Origin of the sequence: Streptomyces ortus, assembly GCF_026341275.1 — a bacterium.
GTDB lineage: Bacteria > Actinomycetota > Actinomycetes > Streptomycetales > Streptomycetaceae > Streptomyces > Streptomyces ortus.
In genome coordinates this window covers 1605266-1629385 of sequence record NZ_JAIFZO010000002.1, presented here as the reverse complement: position 1 = coordinate 1629385, position 24120 = coordinate 1605266, and the positions used below count along the sequence as shown (strand labels likewise).

Genomic DNA, 24120 nt, shown 5'->3' with positions numbered 1-24120 from the left:
CACGGACCGGCCTCCGTGCGCGGAGGGACGTCTTCGGTACGAACTCGACCGTGCCAGACGGGAGTCACAGCACCTTCAGGAAGATGTATCGGCAATGTCAGCGCGACGGTTCCGACCGGAGGCCCGGCCTATAGTCGCCGGCATGAGCGCACGGATCCTGGTGGCGGAGGACGACGTCAGACAAGCGCAGGTTCTGCACATGTACCTGAAGTCGGAGGGGCATGACGCGGTGGTCGTGCACGACGGACGAGCGGCCATCGACGTCGCCCGGCGTCTCAAGCCGGACCTGCTGATACTCGACGTGATGATGCCGAGGGTCGACGGCCTCGACGTATGCCGGATCCTGCGTCAGGAATCGACCGTGCCGGTGCTGTTGCTGACCGCGCGCTCCAGCGAGGACGACCTGCTGCTCGGCCTCGACCTCGGCGCCGACGACTACATGACCAAGCCCTACAGCCCCCGTGAGCTGATGGCGAGGGTCCGGACGCTGCTGCGGCGCGTCGCGCGTACGGCGCCACCGGACGACGCCCTCCTGCGCGTAGGTGAGATCACCGTGGACCCGCTCCGGCACGAGGTACGGGGGGCCTCGGGGAAGCTGATCGCCTGCACCCCGGGGGAGTTCACGGTCCTGTCCGCCATGGCGGCCGAGCCCGGCCGGGTGTTCACCCGCAAGCAGCTCCTGGACCGCACCCGCGGCTGGGACGTCTCGTCGACCGACCGCACCGTCGACATGTACATCCTGAACCTGCGGAAGAAGCTGGAACGCAACCCGCGCCGCCCCACTCAGCTGCTCACCGTCTACGGAGTGGGCTACAAGCTGACCACCGGATCCGACTCCGCGGAGGACTGACGTGCGCCGCTCCGGGGTCGCGCTGCGCGGCAGCCTCTTCGTCCGGCTCCTCGTCATGTCCCTGCTGGTCGCAGCCTGTTCGGTGGCGGCGACCACCTGGCTCGCCGTCACCACCACGACCCGGGCGATCAACACGGAACAGGGTCAGTCCTCGCAGGCCCACATCCACATCTACGACACCCTGATCGGCTACGCGGCCACCCACACCGACTGGGCCGGAGTGCAGGGACTGGTGGATGAACTCGCGTCGCACACCGGCACGGCGATCACACTCACCACCCCCCGCCGTACCCGCATCGCCGATTCGGAGCCGCCCGGCGAGCGGGAACACGGCCGTCCGTCCGCCTCCGTCGATCCGCTTCGGCTCGACCCGGTCCTGTCGGACGACAGCGTCGGCCCGATCGACCCGCGCGCGGTGGGCCCTTTCCTCCTGCAGGACAGGGACCGGAAGCAGGCGCGGCAGTTGCTGGACCACATCACGGGCTGCCTCGACGACGAGGGAATCGCCACGAAGGTCACCACGCTGCCCAGCGGGCGCTCCACGATCCAGCTGACCGAGGCCAAGGCCGAGGCCGAAGCCGAAGTCCGATTGGACGTGGTGCGGAACTGCCGTATGGACGAGCTCAAGAAGCCCCAGCGGTCCGAGGAACTGCCGCTGTCCCAGGTCGCCGACCTGGCCACGAAGTGTCTTCGCCAACAGGCCAGAGGACCGGTCGAGGTCTTCGCGGACTTCTCCTGGCGCTACCGTGAGGACGATACCTCGGCGAACTCGGACCGCGCCGCCCAGGAGTGCGTCAACGAGGGCCGCCGCCAGCAGCTCAGAGCCTACGTATCGCCCCCCGTCCTGCTGTTCCTCTCCGATCGCAGCAATCCGGGCGCCGCGACGCTCGAACTGTCACCGGCGAACTTCGTACGGATCGCGGGTACCGCGGGCCTCGTTCTCGTCGTCACCTGCGCCATGACCGTTCTCCTGGGCGTACGCCTGGTCCGTCCGCTGCGTGCTCTGATCGCCGCGGCCCAGCGCCCGGCCGGCGAGGCCGTACGGGTTCCCGTGCTGACCAAGGACGAGATCGGCGACCTCGCCGTCGCGTTCAACGATCTCACCGACCGCAGGGAGGTCCTGGAACGGGAGCGCAGGGCCCTCGTCAACGACGTGGCACACGAACTGCGCACCCCGCTGACCAACATCCGCAGCTGGCTGGAAGCGGCCCAGGACGGTCTGACGCCGGCAGATCAGGAACTGCTCGCGCTCCTGCTGGACGAGGCGGTACTGCTCCAGCACGTCATCGACGACCTGCGCGACCTCGCCGCCGCCGAGGCGGGCAACCTCGTTCTGCACCGTGAAGTGCTGAGCATTCGCCAGGTGCTCGAACAGGTGGTGCTGGCCCACCGCGGAGCCGCCGGTCCGGCGGGCGTCCGGCTACGCATCGAGGCGGCCGAAGAACTGGAGGTGGACGCCGACCCGGTGCGGCTGCGTCAGGTGATCAGCAACCTCGTGTCCAACGCGATCAGGCACACCCCGAACGGTGGCCAGGTCGTCCTGCGGTCCCGGGTCGAGGGAGGCGAACTGGTCGTGGAAGTGGCCGACTCGGGGACCGGTATCGATCCGGCCGATCTGCCCCATGTCTTCGACCGGTTCTGGCGGGCGGACAAGTCGCGCACCAGGCAGACCGGCGGCAGCGGCCTCGGGCTCGCCATCACCCGCAAACTGACCGAGGCCCATGACGGAACGGTGTCGGTGACCAGCACTCCCGGCCTCGGCTGCGTGTTCACCGTCCGACTGCAACGGTGCTGACGGGCAATCCGTACCGGACCAGCCCCCACGCGTCACTGCAGCCGCTGCTCCGGGACGGGACCCGCAGCAGCGGCTGTTCTGAGCTTTGAGCTCTGGTCCTGGGGAAGGGTCAGCGTGTGGAGGTGGTCCTGTGCTCCTTCAAGGACGCGCAGTTGGAGCCCGTGACCCCCACGTACACGTTGTTGATGCTGCCGCCCCAGTCCACGCAGTGGCCCTTGCCGTAGACGTACGTCGGTCCCGCGTACGACGTGTAGGCGCCGTCGTCGCTGGCGCCTTCCTGGGTCTCGGGGATGTAGACGTACGCGGACATGTTCACCGCGGTGCCCGGGTTGTTGCGGATGGTCGCCACACAGTTCTGGCCGTTCGAGGCGTTGTACGTCAGATAGACGGTGCCCTGGGAGCCGACGGCCGCCGAGTTCACGGTCTTGTAGGCGCTTCCGCACACCTTCTGCGGGGTGGTGTTGGGCGCGGCCGAGGCGGGCACTGCCAGCGCGGTCGTGGTTCCCACCGCCAGGGCGGCGAACGCGGCAGCGGTCAGGACGGAACGGTTCAACTTCATACTTCCCCCTTGTAATCCGAGATCCGTGGTGCGGGATCTGTGGTGCGCAATCCGTGGTGCGGGATCCGTCGCGCGAGATCCGTGGTTCGCGGGTTCAGTGTCCGTGGCCGTGCTGACGCGCCGCAAAGCTTTCAGCGAGGGTCGAATAGTTCGGACGTGGGGCAGACGTGGGCAGACGTGAGGCACACGCGGGGCAGCCCCTGACGGCCGAGGCCTTCAGGGGCTGCCCGGTACGCGTCGGCGGTGGGTCAGGGAGCCACCGCCTGGCCGGTCTGCGGGGAGATCCGGCCGGCGCACAGACCGCGGGCGGTCAGGTTCTGTGCGATACGGGGGATCGCGGCGATCGTGTTGGCCGGCCAGTCGTGCATGAGGACGACCTGGCCGTTGCCGAGCCGCCCGACGGCCTGCACGATGGCGTCCGCGCTCGCGCCGTTCCAGTCCTGCGAGTCCACGTTCCAGAGGATCTCGGTCAGCCCGTACCTGGCCTCGAAGCCCCGCACCGTCGAGTTGGTCTCGCCGTACGGCGGCCGGAACAGTTTCGGCGTACCGCCGCCCGCGGCAGCGATCGCCTGCTGGGTCCGCGAGATCTCCGAGTCGATCTGCGACTGGCCGAGCTGGGTCAGATGCGGGTGGGTGTAGCTGTGGTTGCCGACCCACATGCCCGCGTTGACCTGGGCCTGTACGCGGGACGGGTTGGCGGCGGCGTTGTTGCCCTGGTTGAACATCGTGGCCCGCAAACCGCTCCGCGTGAGCGCGCTGAGCAGGGTCGTTGTGCTGTTGGACGGCCCGTCGTCGAAGGTCAGCCCGACGTAACCGTTGCAGGCGGCAGCGGCTTGCGCCGGGGCGGTGCCGGCGGCTCCGACGGTGAGCGTGCCCGCCGCCGTCAGCGCGACGGCGGCCACCGCCGTCGTCCAGGGACGGGTCCGGGCGCCGGCGCTCATGCCGCCACCGTGATGCTTGAGCTGCCGCTGCTCTGGTACCCCTCGGTCGCGAGGATCATGTAGTACTTGAAGTTGCCGAGGGGCATCCCGGCCCGTCCCCAGGCGTCGAAGTGGTTGCCGGTGGTGATGCTGCCGCCGGTCCTCTTCGACTGCCGGACGCTCCAGTACTGGTTGAAGGTCTTCGTACCCTCGACGGACGGGGCGTTGTACCGGGTCGTCTGGTAGATGTCGTACGTGCCGCCGTCGCTGGTGACGTTGCCCTTGTACGTGCCCGTGGGCCGCCAGGTGCCCCAGTTGTCGACGACGTAGTACTCGACCAGCGGGTTGGACGTCCACCCGTAGAGACACAGGTAGGCGTTGCCGGACGGGTTGAAGGCGCCGGAGTAGGTCACGGTCCTGCGGCTGCCGTTGCTCCAGCCCTTGCCGGCGACGAAGTTTCCGGTGTTCCTCCAGCTCGTGCCGTAACTGCCGCCGGAGCCCAGGTTCATGGAGACCGTGCCCTGCGCGTCGGTCCAGAACGAGTAGTAGTAGCCGTTGTTGGTACCGGTCTGGTTCGTGGTGACGACCGTGTCGGCGTGGGCCGTGCCGGGCAGCGCGAGCGCGGTAGCGGCTCCCAGCAGCAGGGCGCAGGCCTGCCTGCGGTTCGGCTGTGCGGGTGTGAGGTTCATGTGCGGGTTACCTCCGTCTTCCGTCTTCCACGGGCGGGGTCTGGTCCGACAGTGTTGACCTGGACCCGTCAAGCGTCAACAGTTTCGCCCATGATTACGAAACATTCGTCTGGTGTGATGCATCCTCGACGCGGAAGTTGGCAGGTGGGAGCCCCTGTTGGAGACTCGCTCGCGGTCGGAAAGTGAGGGCTGCCTCGAAGAGATCACGCGAAAGAGGTCAACGGTTCGAATGTTTCGAAGAGTGTGCGGTGCGGTGCGGTGCGGTTCGCCGTGACCGACCTGGGCGCCGGGACTAGGCAGGACCGGCCGGACCCCGTCCGTCGGAGCCGCTGTCGAACGAGTTCAGCAGCTGCCGTTCCCGCGCGGTCAGTGGGGGAGCGGACAGGGGAGGCAGCGGCGGGCCGCTCAGGGCGGTCACCACTGTCGAGGGGCGCAGCAGACGGGAGGGGCCCGCCCTGAGCCCGGTGACGTCGAACAGCGCGGAGGCCACACGGTAGGAGCCGGTCGCGGCCTTCATGACGCGTCGTGTGTAGCGGGCCGCGAGGCGGTCCACGGCGGTGGGCGCCCCGCCGCGCACCCCGGGATACAGCACGTCCTGGCTCACGGCCAGGTTCCACGCCGCCTCCACATGGGTCGCCGCGGCGCGCTGCACGGCGCGGGCCAGGCCCGGGGTGAGTACGTCGGAGCGTCGCAGGTGATGGTCGAGGGTCCGGGCACTGAGCGCGGCCACGCTCATGCCCTGTCCGTAGGCCGGGTTGAAGGTCGCGAGGGCGTCACCGAGGACGACCAGGCCCTCCGGCCAGTCGCGGGCCTTCTCCAGGTAGCGGCGGGAGTTGCTGGTGCTGCGGCTCACGGCCACGTCGGTGAGCGCGGTGGCGCGGGAGACCAACTGCCCGACGATGGGGTGCGGCAGAGCGCGGATGTACCGCAGGAAGCCCTCGGGGTCCGACGGGGGTTCGGCACCTCGGGAGCCGGCGAGACTGACCATCCAGCGGCCGTCCTCGATGGGGACGACCACGGCGCTGCGGCCCGGCCGGCCCTCGTAGGGGTTGGCCTGCACCATGGTGAGGGGGAAGTCCTCGGCGCCCGGCGGGACGCGGTAGATCCGGGTGGCGTTGACCAGACCCGAGTCGATCGTTCTTTCCCGCAGGCCGGTGACGGCGAGGCTGTTCAGCCACCGCGTCACGCGTGAGCCGCGCCCGCTGGTGTCGACGACGAGATCCGCGGCGAGTTCCGTCAGGCCGGCGGTGCCCCCCAGACGGAGTCCGTCCACCCGGCGGGCGGTGCCGGTCAGTTCGAGGGCCTGGGCCCGGCGGATCTCGATGTTGCCGGTGCTCCGCGTGATCGCCGTACGCACCGACCACTCCAGCAGCCCCCGGCTGCAGGTGATCATGTGGTGGGAGTCGTGACGCCAGCGGCGGAACCAGCCCTCCGGGGTCAGCACCACCATGCCCGAACTGAGGGAGACGGCGTGGGCGCCCGCGGCCAGCAGGTGTGCGCGCATGTCCACCCCCGGCACCAGGTCGTCCATGGCGGCCAGGCCGCCGGGCATCAGCAGATGGGCGTGCCGCCCCTGCGGAACGCCCTTCCGGTGGTCGGGTCCGTCGGGCAGTTCATCGCGTTCGACCACGACGACTTCGTCGACGTGCGGGGCCAGCGCCGCCGCCGCCAGCACTCCGCCCAGTCCTGCGCCGATGACGACGGCTCTCCGCATGAAGCTCCTCCGGTGTGAGCAGTGAGCAACTGTAGGCGAAGATCACGCGACGCCCTTGACGGTTCCGCGCTGGCGGGCGCGGGTCACCACGTCCGAGGTGGTCAGAGCCGCGGAGATGTCTTCGAGCAGGTCGTTGTCGGGGGTGCGGCCCGTCACGCGTCCGGCGTGGGACGGTGTCTCCCCGGCGCGTCGGCCCCGCACCGCCGCGTGGATGGTCACGGCCCACGCGGCGGCTTCCGCCGACTTCCGGTCGTGGGTCCGTTCCAGCGTGGCCGCGAGGACCGTCTCGTACAACTGGTGGTCGAGCAGGCCGTCGAGGTGGTGCAGACCGTTGTTGATACTGGTCTGACGCCACGTCAGAAGCATGGCGGGGGAGGCCCAGTACGGGCGGCGTACGCGCAGGTGGTGACGGGTGAGCAGCTCGTCGAGTTCGCGGTCCAGCGGTCCCAGGCGCACGAAGGCCCGCCAGTCCCGCCGGGACGCGACCGCGGCCTGACCGATCAGCGGGACCAGGATGCCCACGACCGTCAGCACGGCCCCCAGGCCGGCGAATCCGGGGCTGATCCTCGTACTGAGCGCCGACCAGTCGTGCCCGAACCAGCGGGCGACGACCGCCGCCAACTTGGGAAGGCTGTAGCCGGCGCTCACGACGGTGCCCGCTCCCAGGACGACCAGGCCCGCCCGCAGCCGGCCTTCCACCTCCCGGGCCCAGCTCAGCGACCTCACCGCGGTGACGGTGACGGCCGTCAGATGCGCGCCCAGATAGAGCACGATCATCGCGGCGACGAACGGGGTCGCGGCGTAGTAGGTGTCGAAGTCGGTACGGCGCTCCACCGGGGCCTCGCCCAGGGCGAACGTGACGGCGATGCCGCCCAGGACCGCCGCGTAGCTGAGCATCCATCGGCGGGCGGTGCGGCGTACGTTCGGCCCGCCCTGCCAGTGGACGATCAGGACCAGGGACGACGCGCTGTAGGCGGTGATCGCGGCGTAGGTGAGCGGGGCGGCCAGGTTCGGTACGCAGGTGACGTCGTTGACCGCCCGCACGGTGGGAGGGGCGCCGAGCAGGAAGCACAGGCCGGCCAGTGACATGACGACGCAGATCATGCGCAGGAAGGGGTCGCGCCGGTCGCGGACGAGGTCGGGCAGTTTCACCAGCAGACCCAGGAACAGCACACCGCAGCTCAGGTAGTTGATCATTGCCGTCCCCCCGCCGGTAACGGCTCGGCGAGCCGGGTGTGGGCGTCTGCTGCTGTCACCGAGAATCTCCAGGGCACGCGATACGGCAGGCACGGTCGGGCGAGAGGTCCTCCGACTCGTCGCCGGACTCCGATGGTAAGGAGGAAAAGCCCCGGAGTCCGGAGCGGTCCGGATCTCGCCGGATCGCGGAACACGCCGGCCGGTTGGACAACGGCCGGACCGCCGCCGTCCGTCCGCCGCCCGACCCCCGTGAGCTGCGACCCCCGTGAGCCGCGAGCCGCCGCGCCTGTCGGGGTCAGCCCAGGGGGTTCTCCCGGGCGCGCAGGAGGCCCAGGACAGGCGCGTACATACGGGACTTGATGGTGCCGAGAGTGGGCCCGGCCTTGCCCGCCTGCGCGCCGGCCAGTTCCACCGCCTTCGCGCGTACGGAGTCCTCGGGCACCGCGTGGTCGACGAGCCCGGCGTCGAGGGCGTCGCCGCCTCCGTAGCGGCGGGCGGTGAGCATGGCCTCGTGCGCGGTACGCGGGTGCAGGCGGGCCTGGATCAGCGCGGACATGCCCCGGGTGAAGGGGATGTTGATCTCGGCTTCGGGCAGGCACCAGTAACCGCGGTCGGCCCGCATCACGCGGAAGTCCTGGGCCAGGGAGAACATCGCGCCGGCCGCGAAGGTGTGCCCCTGCAGGGCGGCCACGGTGATCAGGGGCAGGGACAGGAACCGCGCGAGCAGCTCCTGCACGCCGACTACATAGTCGTCCTGCTGGCCGGCGTGGGCGAACAGCCAGTCCAGGTCGAGGCCGTTGGAGTAGAACTTGCCGGTGGCGGCGGTCACCAGGGCGCGCGGCCCCTCCGCCTTCTCGACCTCGTCAAGGGCGGCGTTGACGGAGGCGAGCCAGTCGGGGTGGAAACGGTTCTCGCCGTCTCCGATGTCGAGAACGAAGACGTCGTCCTGGCGGTCGAGCGTCGGCATGGTGACTCCTCACCGGTAGCTACTTGCTACTCATGGGTAACTTAGTCTGCGACGCACGGCTCCTGCAATGGTTCCCCGCTGGCCGGTTTCGGTCTCCACGGCGCACCCGTGGGAGCGCTTCCATGGCAAGGCGACAGCGCAGTCATGCGCATGCCATCCCCGCGTGCCCGCGTTCCCCCCCAGCCGTGCTCCGGAAGGGACGGACATGTCCGCCACTGGACCCCGCACCGCGCACCGCCGCACAGCCGACGACCACACCCGCGGACGACGCCCGCGTCCGGGGCTCGCGGCGCTGTTCGCGGCCCTGGTGTCCCTGCTCGCGACGACGGTCCTGAGCGCGCCCGGCGCCGTCGCCCGCGAGCCGGTCGACTCCGCACCCGCCGCGAAGGCCGCCGCCGTCGCCGCACCCACCGCGGCGCTCACCGAGATCACCGGGTTCGGCAGCAACCCCAGCAACCTCCAGATGTACCTCTACGTACCGGACAGCGTCACCGCGAACCCGGCCGTGGTGGTGGCCGTCCACTACTGCACGGGCTCCGGCCCGGCGATGTACTCCGGCACCGAGTACGCCTCGCTGGCCGACACCTACGGATTCATCGTCGTGTACCCGTCGGTCACCCGTGCCAGTAAGTGCTTCGACGTCTCCTCGCCCCAGGCACTGAAACGCGGCGGCGGCAGTGACCCGGTCGGCATCAAGTCGATGGTCGACTGGGTGACGCGCACCTACTCCGCCGACACCGACCGTATCTTCGCCACCGGTATCTCCTCCGGCGCGATGATGACGAACGTCCTGCTGGGCGACTACCCGGACGTGTTCGCCGCGGGCGCCGCCTTCTCGGGCGTACCTTTCGGCTGCTTCGCCACCACGGACGGTTCCGAGTGGAACAGCGCCTGCTCCGGCGGCACCGTGCTCCACACCCCCCAGGAGTGGGGCGACCTCGTCCGCAATGCCTACCCCGGCTACACCGGCCCGAGGCCGCGTATGCAGGTGTGGCACGGCACCGAGGACGACGTGCTGCGCTACCCCAACTTCGGGGAGGAGACCGATCAGTGGACGAACGTGCTGGGCGTCGGCCGGACTCCGGCCGCCACCGACTCGCCGCAGTCCGGCTGGACCCGTACCCGCTACGGCGCCATCGGTGACCAGGCTCCCGTCGAGGCCGTCAGCCTCCAGGGCGTCGGCCACAACCTGTACGCCTGGGGCATGGCGGCCCGCGTCCTGACGTTCTTCGGCCTGGACAGCTCGGGCCCCGGTCCCCAGCCCCAGCCGGGTGCCTGCAAGGTGACGGCCACGACCAGCGCGTGGAGTACGGGGCTGACCGGATCCGTGACGATCACCAACACCGGCACCTCCCGCGTCGAGGGCTGGCGACTGGGCTTCACCCTGCCGTCCGGGCAGAGCGTCACCAACGGCTGGGGCGCCACGTACGCCCCGGCGAGCGGCGCGGTGACGGCCACGAACGCCACGTACAACGGCACGATCGCGGCGAACGCGAGCGTCAGCATCGGCTACCAGGCGAGTCATACGGGCAACAGCTCGCCACCGACCGCCTTCACGCTCAACGGCACGGCGTGCAGCGGTACTTGACGATACGCGCAGCCGATGAGACCTGTGCCACCGTTTCAGCCCCCGCCACCGCCGAGGACACCGTCCCCCGCCCGTCCCGGGGCGGGGGCGGCGGGGGCTGGTCCCTGGGAGCGGGCCGTCACCCGCTTCAGGTGGGTGGTGAAGACCTCTCGGGCGTCGGGCGAGAGTGTTCTCAGCGCCACCGCCGCCGTGATGATCACGTCGCAGAGTTCCGCTCGCACGTCGTCCCAGGTGTGCGACACGCCTTTGCGGGGGTTCTGGCCGGTCGCGCCGATGACCGCCTCGGCGACCTCGCCCACCTCCTCCGAAAGCTTCAGCATCCGCAGCAGCAGGGTCTCCTGCGGCGGGCGCTCCGGCTGCGTCCGGGCCAGCCAGTCCTGGAGGTGCTCGATGGACTCCCAGAGATCACCGTCGTCGCTCATACGGCTCAGACTGCCATGGGCGACGAGGGGGAAGGCGCGGCCTACGAGCCGTGCGAGGTGCTCTTCTCGCCGGACTGCTCGGACTACCGCCCGGACTGCTTGGATTGCTCGGGCTATTCGGGCTGGTCGGCGTTTTCCTGGCTTCGCACCCGTGCCTGTCGTGCGCCGATCACCGCCAGGGTCGCGGCGGCCGTTGCCGCGAGGGCGGTCGGCACCATCCAGTTGCGGTTGACCGTGTGGTTCATGACGTGGTCGAGGGAGATCCGGCCGGGGCCCGTGACGGCCAGGCCCGCCGCCGTGAGGCCCAGGGACGCCGCGTGCTCGTAGCCGCCGCTCATCGCGAAGAAGCCGTTCGGCGCGTGCACCGCGGAGGCTCCCGCCATCGCGCCGGCCGCCGCAGCCCCGGCCGCCGGGGTGCCGAGGCCCAGCGCGAGCAGCGTGCCGCCGCCCGCCTCCGCCAGGCCCGCCGCGACGGCGCTGGCCCGGCCGGGCGCGTACCCCACGGACTCCATGAACTCGGCGGTCCCGGAGAGGCCGGCGCCGCCGAACCAGCCGAAGAGCTTCTGCGCCCCGTGCGCCGCAAGCACCCCGCCCGTACCGAGGCGGAGCAGCAGCAGTCCCAGATCGCGTCGGTCGAAACAGGTCACGGTTCCCGTCACTCCTCGTATGTCACAGCCGGATGGCACACGCGAACGGTCCTTCGCCACACGTATGCGCCTGCCCCCTCTGCCCACCGTCGCACCGGAGCACCGTGCGGGCCCCGGCCGCGCCGCCGTTCGGGTGAGCGCGCGGAAGGCCGCTCAGCGCTGGGAGCCCCGCGAGGAGGTGTCCGTCCTGGCCCACCCCTGGGTGAAGCCGCCGTCGACCTTCGTGACGTTCAGGGTCAGCGCGCCACCGCGTTCGTCACGTTCGACGAGCGCCAGACCCATGGCGATGGCCAGAGCCGACTTCTTGCTCCGGCTCAGCTCACGCTTGAGACAGATGCCAAACACCCCTGCCTCCAAGGTTCTTGGCGTTCCTAGGGGCGCGGGGAACGGCGCGATCTTTTGTCTTTGCCCCTTCAGGGGCGCGGGGCTGTGAGCTACCCCCGCCCCACATAGGGCATGCCGCTCGCGAGCACCGTCGCGAACTGCACGTTCGCCTCCAGTGGGAGCTCCGCCATGTGGCGGACCGTGCGCGCCACGTCCTCCACGTCCATCACCGGCTCCGGAGCCGTCTCCCCGTTCGCCTGGAGGGCCCCGGTCGTCATCCGCTCGGTCATGTCGGTCGCCGCGTTCCCGATGTCGATCTGCCCGCAGACGATCCGGTACGGCCGCCCGTCCAGCGACAGCGACTTCGTGAGGCCGGTCAGCGCGTGTTTCGTCGCCGTGTACGCCGCCGACCGCGGCCGGGGCGTGTGCGCAGAGATCGAGCCATTGTTGATGATCCGGCCGCCCTGCGGATCCTGCTCCTTCATCTGCCGGTAGGCCGCCTGCGCGCACAGGAAAGCCCCGTCGAGATTCGTGCCGACCACGTGCCGCCAGGCCTCGTACGGCAGGTCCTCGAACGGCACGCCGCCGGGTCCGAACGTGCCGGCGTTGTTGAAGAGCAGGTCCAAGCGGCCGAAGCGGTTCCGGGTGGCGGCGAAGAGCGCGGCCACCTCCTCGGGCCGCGCGACGTCGGTGCGTACACACAACGACGTGCTCTTTTTCCCGGTCGGCTCGCCGGCCGGATCCCCGGCCGGAGACCCGGCGGCGCCGGGCGACGCGTCGGCGAGTGCCGCCCGCGCGAGCGCCGCCGTCTCCTCCAGCCGCTCCGCGCGGCGGCCGGCGAGCGTCACCGACCAGCCGGTACGCAGCAGTTCGACGGCCACGGCACGGCCGATGCCCGAGCCCGCGCCTGTCACGATCGCGATCTTCGTTCGATGGGCGTCCATGGCCCCGCAGCGTACGGGAGAGGGGGCGACGGTCCGCCATATCCGCCATGTGGAACTCATGCGTCCGACATCTGAGTGTTGTGTACACGACGGTCCACCGTTGACTCTGACCACTCCAATTCCTTGTACAACCACCGTCAGGGGAGGGCCAGATGACATCCAGCGGCCACCAGCAACCGTCGCAGCACGCCCCCGAACTCCGCGCCGCCGCCCGTCACCTAGGGCGCCGCCGGCTCTTCACCGTCACCGGCGCGGCAGCCGTCCTGGCATTCGCCACCAACCTGCCGACCGCGGGGGTGGCGGGCGCCGCCGAGTTCGACGCGGGGAAGATCACCGACGACCCCTTCACCCTCGGTGTCGCCTCGGGCGACCCGCAGCCCACCTCCGTGCTGCTGTGGACCCGGCTCGCCCCCACCCCCTACCAGGCGGACTCCGGGCTGCCCCCGGAACGCGTCACCGTGCACTGGGAGCTGGCCCGCGACGAACGCTTCCGCCACATCGTCAGACGGGGGGCGACCTTCGCCCACCCCGAGTTCCACCACTCCGTGCACGTCGAGGTCGGCCACCTCGACTCCGACCGGGTCTTCTACTACCGCTTCAAGACCGGCAGCTGGATCAGCGAGACCGGGCGTACCCGCACCGCGCCCTCGTCCCACGCGCGCGTCGACGAACTGAGGCTGGCCGCGGTCTCCTGCCAGGCCTACCACGACGGGTACTTCACCGCGTACGGCCACCTCGCCGAGGACGACGTCGACGTGGTCTTCCACGTCGGCGACTACCTCTACGAGTACGCCGTCGACTCCGTGGGCGGCGCCCGCAACTACACCGACCGTGTGCTGCCCGACCTCTTCAACCACGAGACCATCACGCTGGAGGACTACCGCCTGCGGTACTCCCTCTACAAGACCGACCCCGATCTGCGGGCCGCGCACGCCGCCCACCCCTTCGTGGTCACCTGGGACGACCACGAGATCGAGAACAACTACGCGGACGACATCCCCGAGAACTCCGTACCGCCGGAGGAGTTCCTGCTGCGCCGGGCCGCCGGGTACCGGGCCTACTGGGAGAACCTGCCGCTGCGCCGGCCGCAGCGGCCCGAGGGCCCCGACATGCGGATGTACCGGCGGCTGAACTGGGGCAGGCTCGCGCAGTTCGACATCCTCGACACCCGGCAGTACCGCTCCGACCAGGCGTACGGCGACGGGGCGGACGTCCCCGGCCCCGAGACGGACGATCCGGCGCGCACGATCACCGGGGCGGCGCAGGAGCGGTGGCTGCTCGACGGGTGGCAGGCCTCGCGGGCGCTGTGGAACGTCGTCCCGCAGCAGGTCATCTTCTCCCAGCGGCACTTCGACCTGACCGCGCCGTCGCGGGTGTCCATGGACGCCTGGGACGGCTACCGGGCCTCGCGGCAGCGGGTGCTGGCCGGGGCGGAGGCGGCGGGCATCGAGAACCTGATGGTGTTCACCGGGGACGTGCATGTCGCGTACGCCTTCGACATCAAGGACGACTTCGACGATCCCTCGTCCCGGACGCTCGGTACGGAGATCGTGACCACCTCGATCACCAGTGGGCGGGACGGGGCGGAGAAGCCCGCCAACTGGGAGACGTACATGGCGGCGAACCCGCACCTGAAGTTCTACAACGGGCGGCGGGGTTATACGACGGTGCGGTTGGGGCGGGAGGATGCGCGGGCCGACTTCAAGACCGTGCCGGCGGTCACTGTGCCGGGGGCCGCGATCAGTACGGCTGCGTCGTTCGTGACGGAGGTGGGGGACCAGGGGCTGAAGCCGGTGTAGCTCCGCTGGGGGTGGGGGACGGCGCGGGTGGGCGTGGCCGGTTGCGCCGTTCCCCGCGCCCCTGGAGGCGAAAAGCCAACAGATTGCGCCGTTCCCCGCGCCCCTGAAGGGCCAAAAGCCACAAGACTGCGCCGTTCCCCGCGCCCCTGATGGGGGTCGGCCCCTCCTAAAGCGTTTCTCCGGGGTAGGTGACTCCTACCTCGGTTCTTACCTTGTCCAGGGTGCGCATGACTGCCAGGGTGCCGTTCAGGGGGACCAGGGGGGACTCCGTCTCGCCGGCTCGGAGGCAGCGCATCACCTCCGCCGCCTCGTGCCTGAGGCCCGCCCGCGTGCCGTCCGCCGCGTTCGCCGTGTACTCCTGCGGGTCGCGGCCGTCGCGGTGCAGGACGAAGAGGTCCGAGTGGAAGAAGCCGGACGGGATGTCGATGCGGCCCTCGGAACCGGTCACGGAGGCGGACGTCGACGTGCCGCCGGTCAGCGAGCAGTGCAGCGCGGCGAGCGCCCCGCTGTCGTACGAGAGCAGCATGCCGGTCTGGAGGTCGACGCTCTCCTCCGAGAGCACCGCGCGGGCCGTCACGCCGGACGGCTCCCCGAGCAGCAGGTGCGCGAACGACACCGGGTAGACACCGAGGTCCAGGAGCGCGCCGCCGCCCTGTGCGGGGTCGCGCAGGCGGTGGGTGGGAGGGAACGGGCCCGAGAGGCCGAAGTCGGCCTGCACCGTGCGGACCTCGCCGATCGCCCCGTCGTCCACCAGCGCCTTGAGCTGCCGGATCAGCGGATTGCAGTACATCCACATGGCCTCCATCAGGAAGCTCCCGTGCTGCTTCGCGAGGCCGACCAGCTCCTCGGCCTCGCGCGCGTTCAGCGTGAACGCCTTCTCGCACAGCACGTTGCGCCCCGCCTCAAGACAGAGCCCGGCCGCCGCCCGGTGCGCCGAGTGCGGAGTCGCCACGTACACGACGTCGACGTCCTCGTCCGCCGCGAGGGACTCCCAGTCGCCGTACGCCCGGGGAATCCCGAACCGCTCCGCGAACCCCTTCGCCGACTCCTCGGTGCGCGACGCCACCGCCACCACCTCGGCGTCGGGCAGATCGATCAGATCCGCGGTGAACGCCGCAGCGATCCCACCGGTCGCCAGCACACCCCAGCGCACGCGTTCCTCCGTCATGCCCGACCCCTCGCTCCGTGCCATCGACGCCCGCGGCGCCCTCGACCGCTTCGACCATCTGTACGAGACCACCCGTACGAGCTGAGAGCATAGGTGGCAGATCACACGGAGAGGGAGGGGCGCATGCCCGAGCGCGGCCGTACGACGAGGGGCCCGGACGGCCCGGAGGCCCTTATACCCGGCACGGCGGTGACCGAGGAGAGCGTGATCGCCGCCGCGGCGCCGCCGGTACCGCCACCGGTCGCCCGCCGCTCCGTGGGACTCCTGGTCACGCTCATCCTCGGCGGTCTCACGGCCGTACCGCCGCTGTCCATGGACATGTACCTCCCGGCCCTCCCGGACGTCACCGACGCGCTGCACGCCTCCGCGGCCACCGTGCAGCTGACGCTCACCGCCTGCCTCGCCGGGATGGCGCTCGGGCAGCTGGTCGTCGGGCCGATGAGCGACAAGTGGGGCCGCAGACGGCCGCTGATCACCGGACTCGTCGTCTACGTCCTCGCCACCGCCGTCTGCGCGATCGCCCCCACCATCGAACTCCTCATCGCCTTCCGGCTGCTCCAGGGCCTCGCGGGCGCCGCCGGAATCGTGATCGCCCGGGCCGTCGTACGCGACCTGTACGACGGCGTGGACATGGCGCGCTTCTTCTCCACGCTCATGCTGATCTCCGGGGTGGCGCCGATCATCGCGCCGCTGATCGGCGGCCAGGTGCTGCGGATCACCGACTGGCGGGGCGTCTTCTACATCCTGACCGTCATCGGGATCGCGCTCACCGCCGTCGTCTGGCGGCTGCTGCCCGAGACGCTCCCGCCCGCCGAGCGCCACGGCGGCGGCACCGTCGAAGCCCTGCGCACCATGCGCGGTCTGCTCGCCGACCGCGTCTTCACCGGCTACATGCTCACCGGCGGCTTCGCCTTCGCGGCGCTCTTCGCGTACATCTCCGCCTCGCCGTTCGTGATCCAGGAGATCTACGGCGCCTCCCCGCAGACGTACAGCATCCTTTTCGGCGTCAACTCCGTCGGGCTGGTGATCGTCGGCCAGATCAACGGCAAGATCCTCGTCGGCCGGGTCAGCCTCGACAAGGTGCTCGCGGTCGGCCTCGCCGTCATCACCGTCGCGTCGGCCGCGCTCCTCCTGATGTCCGTCGGGACGTTCGGCGAGGTGGGACTCGTCCCGATCGCCGTCGGCCTCTTCGTCCTCATGTCGGCGATGAGCCTGTGCATGCCCAACACCAACGCGCTCGCCCTCATGCGCACCCGGCACTCCGCGGGCTCCGCGTCCGCCCTGCTCGGCACGTCCTCGTTCCTCGTCGGCGCGATCGCCACCCCTCTGGTGGGCGTCGCCGGCGAGCACACGGCCGTTCCGATGGCCGTCGTCCAGCTCGCGTGTTCACTGGTGGCCGTCGGCTGCTTCATGGCACTGTGCCGTCCCTGGCGGAAACAGCGGAAACAGCGGGACGCCACGGCGGGCAAGCGGGCGGGATCGAAGGGAGCGGGGAACTGAGCGCACCGAGACTGCGCCCCGGCACGGCGGAGCGCGCCGGGCTCGACCCCGGGGAACTCGACGCTCTGGTACGGGAGTTCCACGCGTCCATCGCCGGGGACCGGCCCTGGGCCGCGGGCGCCGTACTGGTCGCCGGACGCGGGCCCGTGATCGCCGTCGAGGAGGCGGCGGGCTGGGCGGTGCGCTACCGCGCCTACGACGAGGACGCCGACGCGGCGGTGGAACTGCCCCGCCGCGCACGTGTGCCGATGACCGTCCACACGCCCTTCGACCTGGCGTCCCTCACCAAGCTCTTCACGAGCGTCGCCGCCGTGCAGCAGCTGGAGCGCGGCACGCTGGGCATCGACGCGCGCGTGGGGGCGTACCTGCCGGGCTTCACGGCGGCGGCCGAGTACGGCATCACCGTGCGGCACCTGCTCACCCACACCTCCGGGCTGCGGCCCGAACTACCGCTCTACGACTGCCGGGATGACCGGGCACGGTTCGCCCTGCTGCGGGCCGAGAAACCCGTGACGGCGCCGGGCGACGCGTACGGCTACTCGGACCTCAACATGCTGCTGCTCCAGCAGGTCCTGGAACGGATCACCCGGCGCCCGCTGGACGCCCTCGTCCGGGACGGGATCACCCGGCCGCTCGGCATGACCGGTACCGCCTTCGGCCCCTGCCCGGGCGCCGCCGCCACCGAGGACCAGCGGCGGCCCTGGGCCAAGGCCGACCGGGGCATGCTGCGGGGCACCGTCCACGACGAGAACGCGTGGGCGCTGGGCGGGGTCGCGGGCCACGCCGGCCTCTTCTCGACGGCGGCCGACCTCGCCGTCTTCTGCCGCACCCTCCTGGCGGGCGGCTCCTACGGCACCGCCCGCATCCTCGGCCCCGACTACGTCGAACTGCTCCTGTCCCCGCCCGGCCTCGGCTTCGCCCTGGACCAGCCGTCGTTCATGGGCGCCCTCGCCGGCCACGGCGCCGCGGGCCACACGGGCTTCACGGGTACGTCACTGGTGCTGGACCCTGCCACGGACACGTTCCTGGTGCTCCTGGCGAACACGGTCCATCCGCGCCGCCGGCCCGCCGACCACGGGCCCCGCGCGGCGGCGGCCACCCGGCTGGCCCGGGCGGTCCGGGGGGCCTGAGCGGTGCTCGTAGACTTCCCTCGTGACCGCCCCCGTTTCCCCAGCTGAGACCCTGCGCACGGCCCTCGCGGGCCTGCTCGACGGACTGCCGCCCAAGGTGGCCGCGCAGGCCGTCGACCGGCTGATCGCGAACTACCGGGGCACCACCCCGACCGACACCCCGATCCTGCGCGACCGCGCGGACGTGGCCGCGTACGCCGCGTACCGGATGCCCGCGACCTTCGAGGCCGTACGGGCCGCCCTCGACGCCTTCGCGGACGTCGTGCCCGAGTGGACGCCGGGCAGCCACGTCGACGTGGGCGGCGGTACGGGTGCGGCGACCTGGGCCGTGAACGCCACCTGGCCCGGGGAGCGGCCGGTGACCGTGCTCGACTGGGCCGAGCCCGCGCTCGTCCTCGGCCGTGAACTCGCCTCCGCCAGCCCGCAGTTGCGGTCCGCCGAGTGGCGCCGCTCCCGGATCGGGGCGGAGCTCGCCCTGCCGGACGCCGATCTCGTCACCGTGTCGTACGTCCTCGGCGAGCTGACCGAGGCGGGCCGCGGCGCCGTCGTGGACGCCGCGGTGGCCGCCGCGCGGGCCGTGGTGGTCATTGAGCCCGGAACGCCGGACGGGTACGCCCGGGTCATCGCGGCGCGGGACCGGTTGATCGGCGCGGGCTTCTCTGTCGCGGCGCCGTGCCCCCACAGTGCGGCCTGTCCGATCGTGCCGGGGGAGGACTGGTGCCACTTCTCGGCTCGGGTGAGCCGGTCCTCGCTGCACCGGCAGGTGAAGGGGGGCTCGCTGGCGTACGAGGACGAGAAGTTCAGCTATGTCGCGGCGACGCGGGGTTCTGTGACTCCGGTCGCCGCGCGGGTGGTGCGGCGGCCGCAGATCCGTAAGGGGCAGGTGTTGCTCGACCTGTGCGAGGTGGGGGGCGGGCTGGCCCGCTCCACCGTGACGAAGCGGCAGGGCCCTCTCTACAAGGAGGCGCGGGACGCGACGTGGGGGGACGGGTGGCCCCCCGGGGAGCCCCGCTAAGGACGTCTCCCGCCCCCGCCGCCCCTACCCGTTCCCGTCCACACATGGGGGCTGCGCCCCCTCGCCCCCCTTGTCCTCAAACGCCGGGCGGGCTACCAGGTAGCCCCTCCGGCGTTTGAGGAGCGGGGGTTCGGGGGCAGCGCCCCCGAGTCAGTGACGGGAAGGGTAGGGGCGGCGGGGGCGAGGGAGAGTTGTGGCGAGACGGGGCGTCTTGTGGTGCTGGTAGGTTCGGGAGTATGGCTCCAGACTCCAGCCGGCGCAGCGAGAAGTCGCGCCGCGCCATCTACGCCGCCGCCCTCACCCTCGTCGCGGAGGTCGGCTACCCGAAGACCACCATCGAGGCCATCGCGGCCCGCGCGGGCGTCGGCAAGCAGACCATCTACCGGTGGTGGTCGTCGAAGGCCGAGGTCCTCATGGAGGCCTTCGTCGACCTCGGCGCCCAGGCGGCGGAGGCGGCCGGGAGCGGGGACTGGGCCGAAGAGGACGGCATCCCCGACACCGGGGACCTGGAGGCCGACCTCAAGACCGTGCTGCGCGCCACCGTCGACGAGCTGAACGACCCGCGCTTCGAGGCCCCGGCCCGCGCGCTCGCCGCCGAGGGCGTGGGCAACCCCGCCTTCGCGGAGGAGTTCGTCGCCACCCTGCTCCTGCCCTCGCTGGAACTGTACGTACGGCGCCTGCGGGCAGCCCAGGAAGCGGGCCAGGTGCGCGCGGACGTGGACCCGTACATCGCGCGCGACCTCTTCGTCTCGCCCCTCGCCCAGCGCTGGCTCCAGGGCACCGGACCGCTCGACCACGCCGTCGCGGACAAGCTCGTCGAGTACGCCCTCTACGGCATCGCCCCTCGCTGACCTGGGCCTTGGCCTTGGCCCTGGTCCTGACCCTGACCCTGGCGCCGGCTCCAGGCCCGTACCCGTGCCCGGGCCAGCCGTCCCGGGGCGTCCGTGATGATCCCGTCGCAGCCGAGCGCCAGGACGCGGTCGCGCTGCGCAGGGGTCACCACCGTGTGCGCCCACACCCGTGGGATGCCGGACCTGACGGCCCGTACGAGATCGCGGTCGCGGGCCTTGTGGTCGACGTCCAGGACGTCCACGAACGGCCGCCACCGCGCGGGCCGGTCCGTGCGCATCTGGTACGCGGAACGCCACAGTTGCGAGAGCAGTCCCAGGCGGTGGGTGCGCAGGGCCACCGCGGGGTGGTTGGAGTTGACCAGCACCGAACGGGTCAGACCCCGTTCCCTGAGCATGGTGGCGATGGCCCGCAGACTCCGCGGGTCCTTGGCCTCCACCATCAGCACCACCCGCCCGCCGAACCGGTCCAGCACCTCGGCCAGCGTCGGGGGCCGTTCCGAACGCCAGCTCCCGGGCAGCGCGTCCCTCGGGCGCAGCCGCACCCCCTGCCAGTCCCGCCGGTCGAGCGCGTCCACAGGGCCGCCCAGGTAGGTCGTGCGGTTCAGGGTGGCGTCGTGCATGACCACCATCGTCCCGTCGCGCAGTATCCGGGTGTCCAGGTCGAGCACCTGGGCCGTCCCGCGCTCGTACGCCGTCATGAGGCCCGTCATGCTGTTCTCCGGAACCTCGCGGGCGCCGCCGCGGTGTGCCGTGTAGACGACGCGGGGCAGCGCCGACACCGTCAGGGGGCCGGCGCCCCATTCCAGCGGGGCGATCGCCCCGCCCTGTCCCGCGAGAGCCAGTGACGTGAGACCGGCGATACCCGTCAGCGCAGTCCGTGTGACCATGCCGACACCGTAGGCGGGCATATAGTGTCAAAGTACGCAATGACACTCGATCACTGCCGCGGGCGGGCATCACCCCACCTACCCCGGATGTGGGCTCCGGCCCCCCCGGAGCGCAGGATGGTGGGAGCATGAGGCATGCTGTCCGCACCACAGGCAGGCGAGGGCGATATATGAGCGCAGAGATGGGCCGCCGCTCCGGCGGACAGGGCAGGATCTCCCAGTGGTTGCGCGGTCGGCGCCCACGGACGGACGCCGCGGACGACTCCGCGGGCCGTGAGGAACTGCTGCTGGCCGCCGCCGGAGCCGGGCTGCCGCTCGCGCCCGCCGCCCATCCCTCCGCCTACCGGTGTTCCTGTGACCGCGTCGGGTGTCCGACCCCCGCGCGCCACCCCGTCTCGTTCGCCTGGCAGACGCAGTCCACGACCGACCGGGCGCAGATCGAGCGGTGGGCCCGGCATCAGCCGCTCGCCAACTTCATCACCGCGACCGGCATGGTGCACGACGTGCTGGACGTGCCGGTGGAGGCCGGGCAGGAGGCGCTGGAGCGGTTGCTCGGCTCGGGGATCGAGGTCGGTCCGGTGGCGCTGTCCGGGGACGACCGGATGCTCTTCTTCACCGCGACGCGCGGTACGCCCGAGGACGAGGACGAGTGGTGGCCGTGCGAGCTGGACTGCCATCCCGAGACGATGGACGAGCATCCGGGGCTGCGGTGGCACTGCCGCGGGTCGTATGTGCTGGTGCCTCCGGCCCGGTTGCCGGGGGATCTGGTGGTCGCGTGGGTGCGGGGGCCTGAGCATCCGTTGCCGGATCCGCTGTCCTTGCTGGAAGTGCTCACGGACGAGTGTGCGCGGTATGCGGGGGGAGAGCGGGAGCAGGTTGCGGCTTGGCCGTTGCGGGGGTGACTCCGTCGGGGGCGGGGGTGGAGCGCGAAGACTGCGCTGTCCCCCGCGCCCTTTGGGGGCTGCGCCCCCTTGAAGACAAAAGACTGCGCCGTTCCCCGCGCCCCTAAAGGCGAAAAGCCAAAGACTGCGCCGTTCCCCGCGGCCCTAAAGGCGAAAAGCCACAAGCCAAAGATTGCGCCGTTCCCCGCGCCCCTGATAGCGCGGTCCCGGTAGGGGTTATTCGCCCCTTGCCGCTGTCAGGCCCTGGATTCTGCTCAGGAATTTTATCCGTTGGTCCGATGCCGACTTCGGGGGGTCCAGGACCGCCTGGTTGGAGGTGGACTCCAGGGTCAGGGACTGTTTGGGGTCGCCGGTCATCAGCGCCTTGACGTCGGCGTTGGTGACGTTGATCGGGACCCCCCGCGCCGCCGTCTGCTTCTGGTAGTGGCGGGTGGTGAAGAAGACGAGCGCGCCGCCGTCCGCCGTGCGCAGACCGACGGGGGCGTAGTCGCCGGACGTCAGCGGCTCGTCGATGTACTGCTGGGCGAGCCCCGGACGCGCGGCGCTCTTCGCCCGGTCCGAGCGCCACTTCGTGGTGTGGGCGCCGTCGGCGAAGCCGCTGCCGCCGTCCTTGAGGTAGGCCGTGTACCGCTGGGGGAGTTTCCCGGGGGCGACCGCCAGATCCGCCGCGTTCGCCGTGACCGGCTCGGCCCAGCCGTCCTTGTTCTTCTTGAAGGCCGGTATCTCCTCGGCGGGGGAGATCGTCAGATACGCGACCTGCCAGACCGCGTCCGCGTCGCCGCGGGTGAACACCATCAGCCAACGGTCCTGCGCACGGCCCTTGTTGGCCTTCGACTCGGTGACGAACCAGCGCGGCCAGCCGGCCTTCTCGGGGATGGTGAACTCGGTGTCGGTCAGCTTGAGGGGCACATAGCCGGGGTTGCCGCCCGGCTTGTTCTTGCCGCCGGCCGTCAGCTTCGCCCCGTCGATGTCCCCGAGGGCGCCGGTGACCCGGTCCGCGTCCAGGGACGGGTCGTTGGCGCCGTTCGCCTTGTTGTAGGCGGCGGTGAAGTCCCGCAGGGCGCGTGCGGCCTCGCTCTTCGTGGCCCCGGGGAGCATCTCCCGTTCCCCGTGCACCACCACGCACCCGCTCGCCGTCACCGACAGCACGGTCACGGAGGCCGCCGTCAGCGCGCTCCGGCCGAGTGCGCGAGGCCTGCGAGGCCCAGGAGACCTACGAGGGCTGCGATCCCTGCTCATCGAGTCCCTTCACCTTCCCCGTTCCCGCATCACGATCCCAGGGTTCCGATGCCAGGTCCCGCTCACTGGTTCCCGATCCCGGTTTCCCGGAGGCGAACCCTACCGGGGCCGGGAAACGCACGGGTGGCCGGATGACGTACCGCGCCCTCCTCGCGCCGGTCTCACACCTCTTCGCGCACCGGAGCGGGAGACCCGGCCCCGCGCCTGCCGGAGCGCGAAGGGGCCAGGAAGAACGCCAGCGTCGGCACCAGGTACAGGACCCACACGACCACCTGGACGACGGTCGGGTCGGGCTGGAAGTTGAAGACGCCCTTCAGGAGGGTGCCGTACCAGCTGTCCGGGGGGACGGTCCCGCTGATGTCGAAGGCCTTGTTCGTCAGGCCCGGCAGGAAGTCGGCCTCCTGGAGGTCGTGCACGCCGTACGCGAGGACGCCCGCGGCCACGACGACCAGCATGCCGCCGGTCCAGGTGAAGAACTTGGCGAGGTTGATGCGGACCGTGCCCCGGTAGAAGAGGTACCCGAGCACGACCGCGGTCAGGATGCCGAGGAGTACGCCGATCAACGGGCCCTGGGTGCCGTCGTTCGACGCGCGTACGGACGCCCAGACGAACAGGGCCGTCTCCAGACCCTCACGGCCGACGGCCAGGAACGCGGTGGCGACCAGCGCGGCCGTGCCCATCCGCAGAGCCGCGTCGAGTCTGCCGTGCAGCTCGCTCCTCAGGTGCCGGGCGGTGCGGCGCATCCAGAAGACCATCCAGGTCACCAGGCCGACCGCGATGATGGACAGCGAGCCGCCGAGCGCCTCCTGCGCCTCGAACGTCAGCTCCTGGGAGCCGAATTCGAGCGCGAAACCGAAACCGAGCGCGAGGACGACGGCGACCGCGATGCCGATCCAGACGGGCTTCAGGGCGTCCCGGCGGTCCGTCTTCACCAGATAGGCGATGAGGATGCAGACGACGAGGCTGGCCTCAAGGCCTTCGCGCAGGCCGATCAGATAGTTGCCGAACACGGC

General features: G+C 71.0%; 23 protein-coding genes. 9 read left to right on the top strand and 14 right to left on the bottom strand.

The window, feature by feature from the left end:
• The first annotated feature begins 142 nt into the window (after positions 1-142).
• Together K3769_RS10500 and K3769_RS10495 are read left to right on the top strand one after the other, a co-directional pair.
• Positions 143-850 carry a response regulator gene (locus tag K3769_RS10500; protein ID WP_267026164.1) on the top strand — a complete coding sequence of 236 codons (708 nt, stop codon included), beginning with the start codon at positions 143-145 and terminating at the stop codon, positions 848-850.
• 1 nt (position 851) lies between these two features.
• A complete protein-coding gene (locus K3769_RS10495) occupies positions 852-2645 on the top strand; it encodes a HAMP domain-containing sensor histidine kinase (RefSeq protein WP_308216299.1) in 1794 nt (597 codons plus the stop codon).
• Positions 2646-2754: 109 nt separating this feature from the next.
• Here K3769_RS10495 and K3769_RS10490 read toward each other — a convergent pair whose 3' ends face one another.
• The 6 genes from K3769_RS10490 to K3769_RS10465 form a co-directional block, all read right to left on the bottom strand.
• Positions 2755-3204: a spore-associated protein gene (locus K3769_RS10490; RefSeq protein ID WP_267026163.1), complete on the bottom strand. Its 450-nt coding sequence runs from the start codon at positions 3202-3204 to the stop codon at positions 2755-2757.
• Positions 3205-3452: 248 nt separating this feature from the next.
• Positions 3453-4145 (bottom strand): polysaccharide deacetylase family protein, encoded by a 693-nt coding sequence (locus K3769_RS10485; RefSeq protein WP_267026162.1) that lies wholly within the window; start codon positions 4143-4145, stop codon positions 3453-3455.
• Entirely contained in the window at positions 4142-4813 is a 672-nt protein-coding gene (locus K3769_RS10480; RefSeq protein ID WP_267026161.1) for a glycoside hydrolase family 11 protein, read from the bottom strand. Before K3769_RS10480 ends, K3769_RS10485 begins: the two co-directional genes overlap by 4 nt.
• 292 nt (positions 4814-5105) lie before the next feature.
• Positions 5106-6527, bottom strand: coding sequence for an FAD-dependent monooxygenase (locus K3769_RS10475; protein ID WP_267026160.1), 1422 nt, complete (start codon positions 6525-6527; stop codon positions 5106-5108).
• A 42-nt stretch (positions 6528-6569) separates the two neighbouring features.
• A complete protein-coding gene (locus K3769_RS10470) occupies positions 6570-7724 on the bottom strand; it encodes an MAB_1171c family putative transporter (protein ID WP_267026159.1) in 1155 nt (384 codons plus the stop codon).
• A gap of 295 nt (positions 7725-8019) precedes the next feature.
• Positions 8020-8691: an enoyl-CoA hydratase-related protein gene (locus K3769_RS10465; protein ID WP_267026158.1), complete on the bottom strand. Its 672-nt coding sequence runs from the start codon at positions 8689-8691 to the stop codon at positions 8020-8022.
• A 205-nt stretch (positions 8692-8896) separates the two neighbouring features.
• Between K3769_RS10465 and K3769_RS10460 the strand changes: the two genes are divergently transcribed.
• Positions 8897-10279: an extracellular catalytic domain type 1 short-chain-length polyhydroxyalkanoate depolymerase gene (locus tag K3769_RS10460; RefSeq protein WP_372514906.1), complete on the top strand. Its 1383-nt coding sequence runs from the start codon at positions 8897-8899 to the stop codon at positions 10277-10279.
• Between the two features lie 35 nt (positions 10280-10314).
• Here K3769_RS10460 and K3769_RS10455 read toward each other — a convergent pair whose 3' ends face one another.
• From K3769_RS10455 to K3769_RS10440, 4 genes are all read right to left on the bottom strand, one after another.
• A complete protein-coding gene (locus K3769_RS10455; protein WP_267026157.1) occupies positions 10315-10701 on the bottom strand; it encodes a MazG-like family protein in 387 nt (128 codons plus the stop codon).
• Between the two features lie 113 nt (positions 10702-10814).
• Positions 10815-11348: a DoxX family protein gene (locus K3769_RS10450; RefSeq protein WP_267026156.1), complete on the bottom strand. Its 534-nt coding sequence runs from the start codon at positions 11346-11348 to the stop codon at positions 10815-10817.
• A gap of 153 nt (positions 11349-11501) precedes the next feature.
• On the bottom strand, positions 11502-11693 hold the full coding sequence (locus K3769_RS10445) for a hypothetical protein (RefSeq protein WP_267031759.1): 192 nt from the start codon (positions 11691-11693) through the stop codon (positions 11502-11504).
• A gap of 89 nt (positions 11694-11782) precedes the next feature.
• Positions 11783-12616 (bottom strand): SDR family oxidoreductase, encoded by an 834-nt coding sequence (locus K3769_RS10440; RefSeq protein ID WP_267026155.1) that lies wholly within the window; start codon positions 12614-12616, stop codon positions 11783-11785.
• 152 nt (positions 12617-12768) lie between these two features.
• Here K3769_RS10440 and K3769_RS10435 point away from each other — a divergent pair, with 152 nt between their 5' ends.
• Positions 12769-14415: an alkaline phosphatase D family protein gene (locus K3769_RS10435; protein WP_267026154.1), complete on the top strand. Its 1647-nt coding sequence runs from the start codon at positions 12769-12771 to the stop codon at positions 14413-14415.
• A gap of 166 nt (positions 14416-14581) precedes the next feature.
• Here the strand turns inward: K3769_RS10435 and K3769_RS10430 are convergent, their stop codons facing one another.
• Complete coding sequence (locus K3769_RS10430) at positions 14582-15583, bottom strand: Gfo/Idh/MocA family protein (protein WP_267026153.1); 1002 nt, start codon at positions 15581-15583, stop codon at positions 14582-14584.
• A gap of 123 nt (positions 15584-15706) precedes the next feature.
• On the opposite strand from K3769_RS10430, the gene K3769_RS10425 reads away from it, so the two are divergent.
• The 4 genes from K3769_RS10425 to K3769_RS10410 all read left to right on the top strand — a co-directional run bounded on the left by K3769_RS10425 (position 15707) and on the right by K3769_RS10410 (position 20079).
• A complete protein-coding gene (locus K3769_RS10425; RefSeq protein ID WP_267026152.1) occupies positions 15707-17083 on the top strand; it encodes a Bcr/CflA family multidrug efflux MFS transporter in 1377 nt (458 codons plus the stop codon).
• Positions 17011-18213, top strand: a complete 1203-nt coding sequence (locus K3769_RS10420) for a serine hydrolase domain-containing protein (RefSeq protein WP_267031310.1) — start codon at positions 17011-17013, stop codon at positions 18211-18213. The genes K3769_RS10425 and K3769_RS10420 overlap by 73 nt, the downstream gene beginning before the upstream one ends.
• 22 nt (positions 18214-18235) lie before the next feature.
• Positions 18236-19228 carry a small ribosomal subunit Rsm22 family protein gene (locus tag K3769_RS10415; RefSeq protein WP_267026151.1) on the top strand — a complete coding sequence of 331 codons (993 nt, stop codon included), beginning with the start codon at positions 18236-18238 and terminating at the stop codon, positions 19226-19228.
• A 236-nt stretch (positions 19229-19464) separates the two neighbouring features.
• Positions 19465-20079 carry a TetR/AcrR family transcriptional regulator gene (locus tag K3769_RS10410; RefSeq protein ID WP_267026150.1) on the top strand — a complete coding sequence of 205 codons (615 nt, stop codon included), beginning with the start codon at positions 19465-19467 and terminating at the stop codon, positions 20077-20079.
• Here the strand turns inward: K3769_RS10410 and K3769_RS10405 are convergent.
• Positions 20058-20966: a glycerophosphodiester phosphodiesterase gene (locus K3769_RS10405; RefSeq protein WP_267026149.1), complete on the bottom strand. Its 909-nt coding sequence runs from the start codon at positions 20964-20966 to the stop codon at positions 20058-20060. The two genes, K3769_RS10410 and K3769_RS10405, sit on opposite strands and share 22 nt — an antisense overlap.
• Before the next feature lie 170 nt (positions 20967-21136).
• Between K3769_RS10405 and K3769_RS10400 the strand changes: the two genes are divergently transcribed.
• The gene (locus tag K3769_RS10400) at positions 21137-21868 is read left to right on the top strand and encodes a bifunctional DNA primase/polymerase (protein ID WP_267026148.1); all 732 of its coding nucleotides are present in this window, start codon (positions 21137-21139) and stop codon (positions 21866-21868) included.
• Between the two features lie 216 nt (positions 21869-22084).
• Here the strand turns inward: K3769_RS10400 and K3769_RS10395 are convergent, their stop codons facing one another.
• Together K3769_RS10395 and efeU are read right to left on the bottom strand one after the other, a co-directional pair.
• The gene (locus K3769_RS10395) at positions 22085-23107 is read right to left on the bottom strand and encodes an SCO2278 family lipoprotein (protein ID WP_267026147.1); all 1023 of its coding nucleotides are present in this window, start codon (positions 23105-23107) and stop codon (positions 22085-22087) included.
• A 161-nt stretch (positions 23108-23268) separates the two neighbouring features.
• The gene (gene efeU, locus K3769_RS10390) at positions 23269-24117 is read right to left on the bottom strand and encodes an iron uptake transporter permease EfeU (RefSeq protein WP_267026146.1); all 849 of its coding nucleotides are present in this window, start codon (positions 24115-24117) and stop codon (positions 23269-23271) included.
• Positions 24118-24120 lie beyond the last annotated feature (3 nt).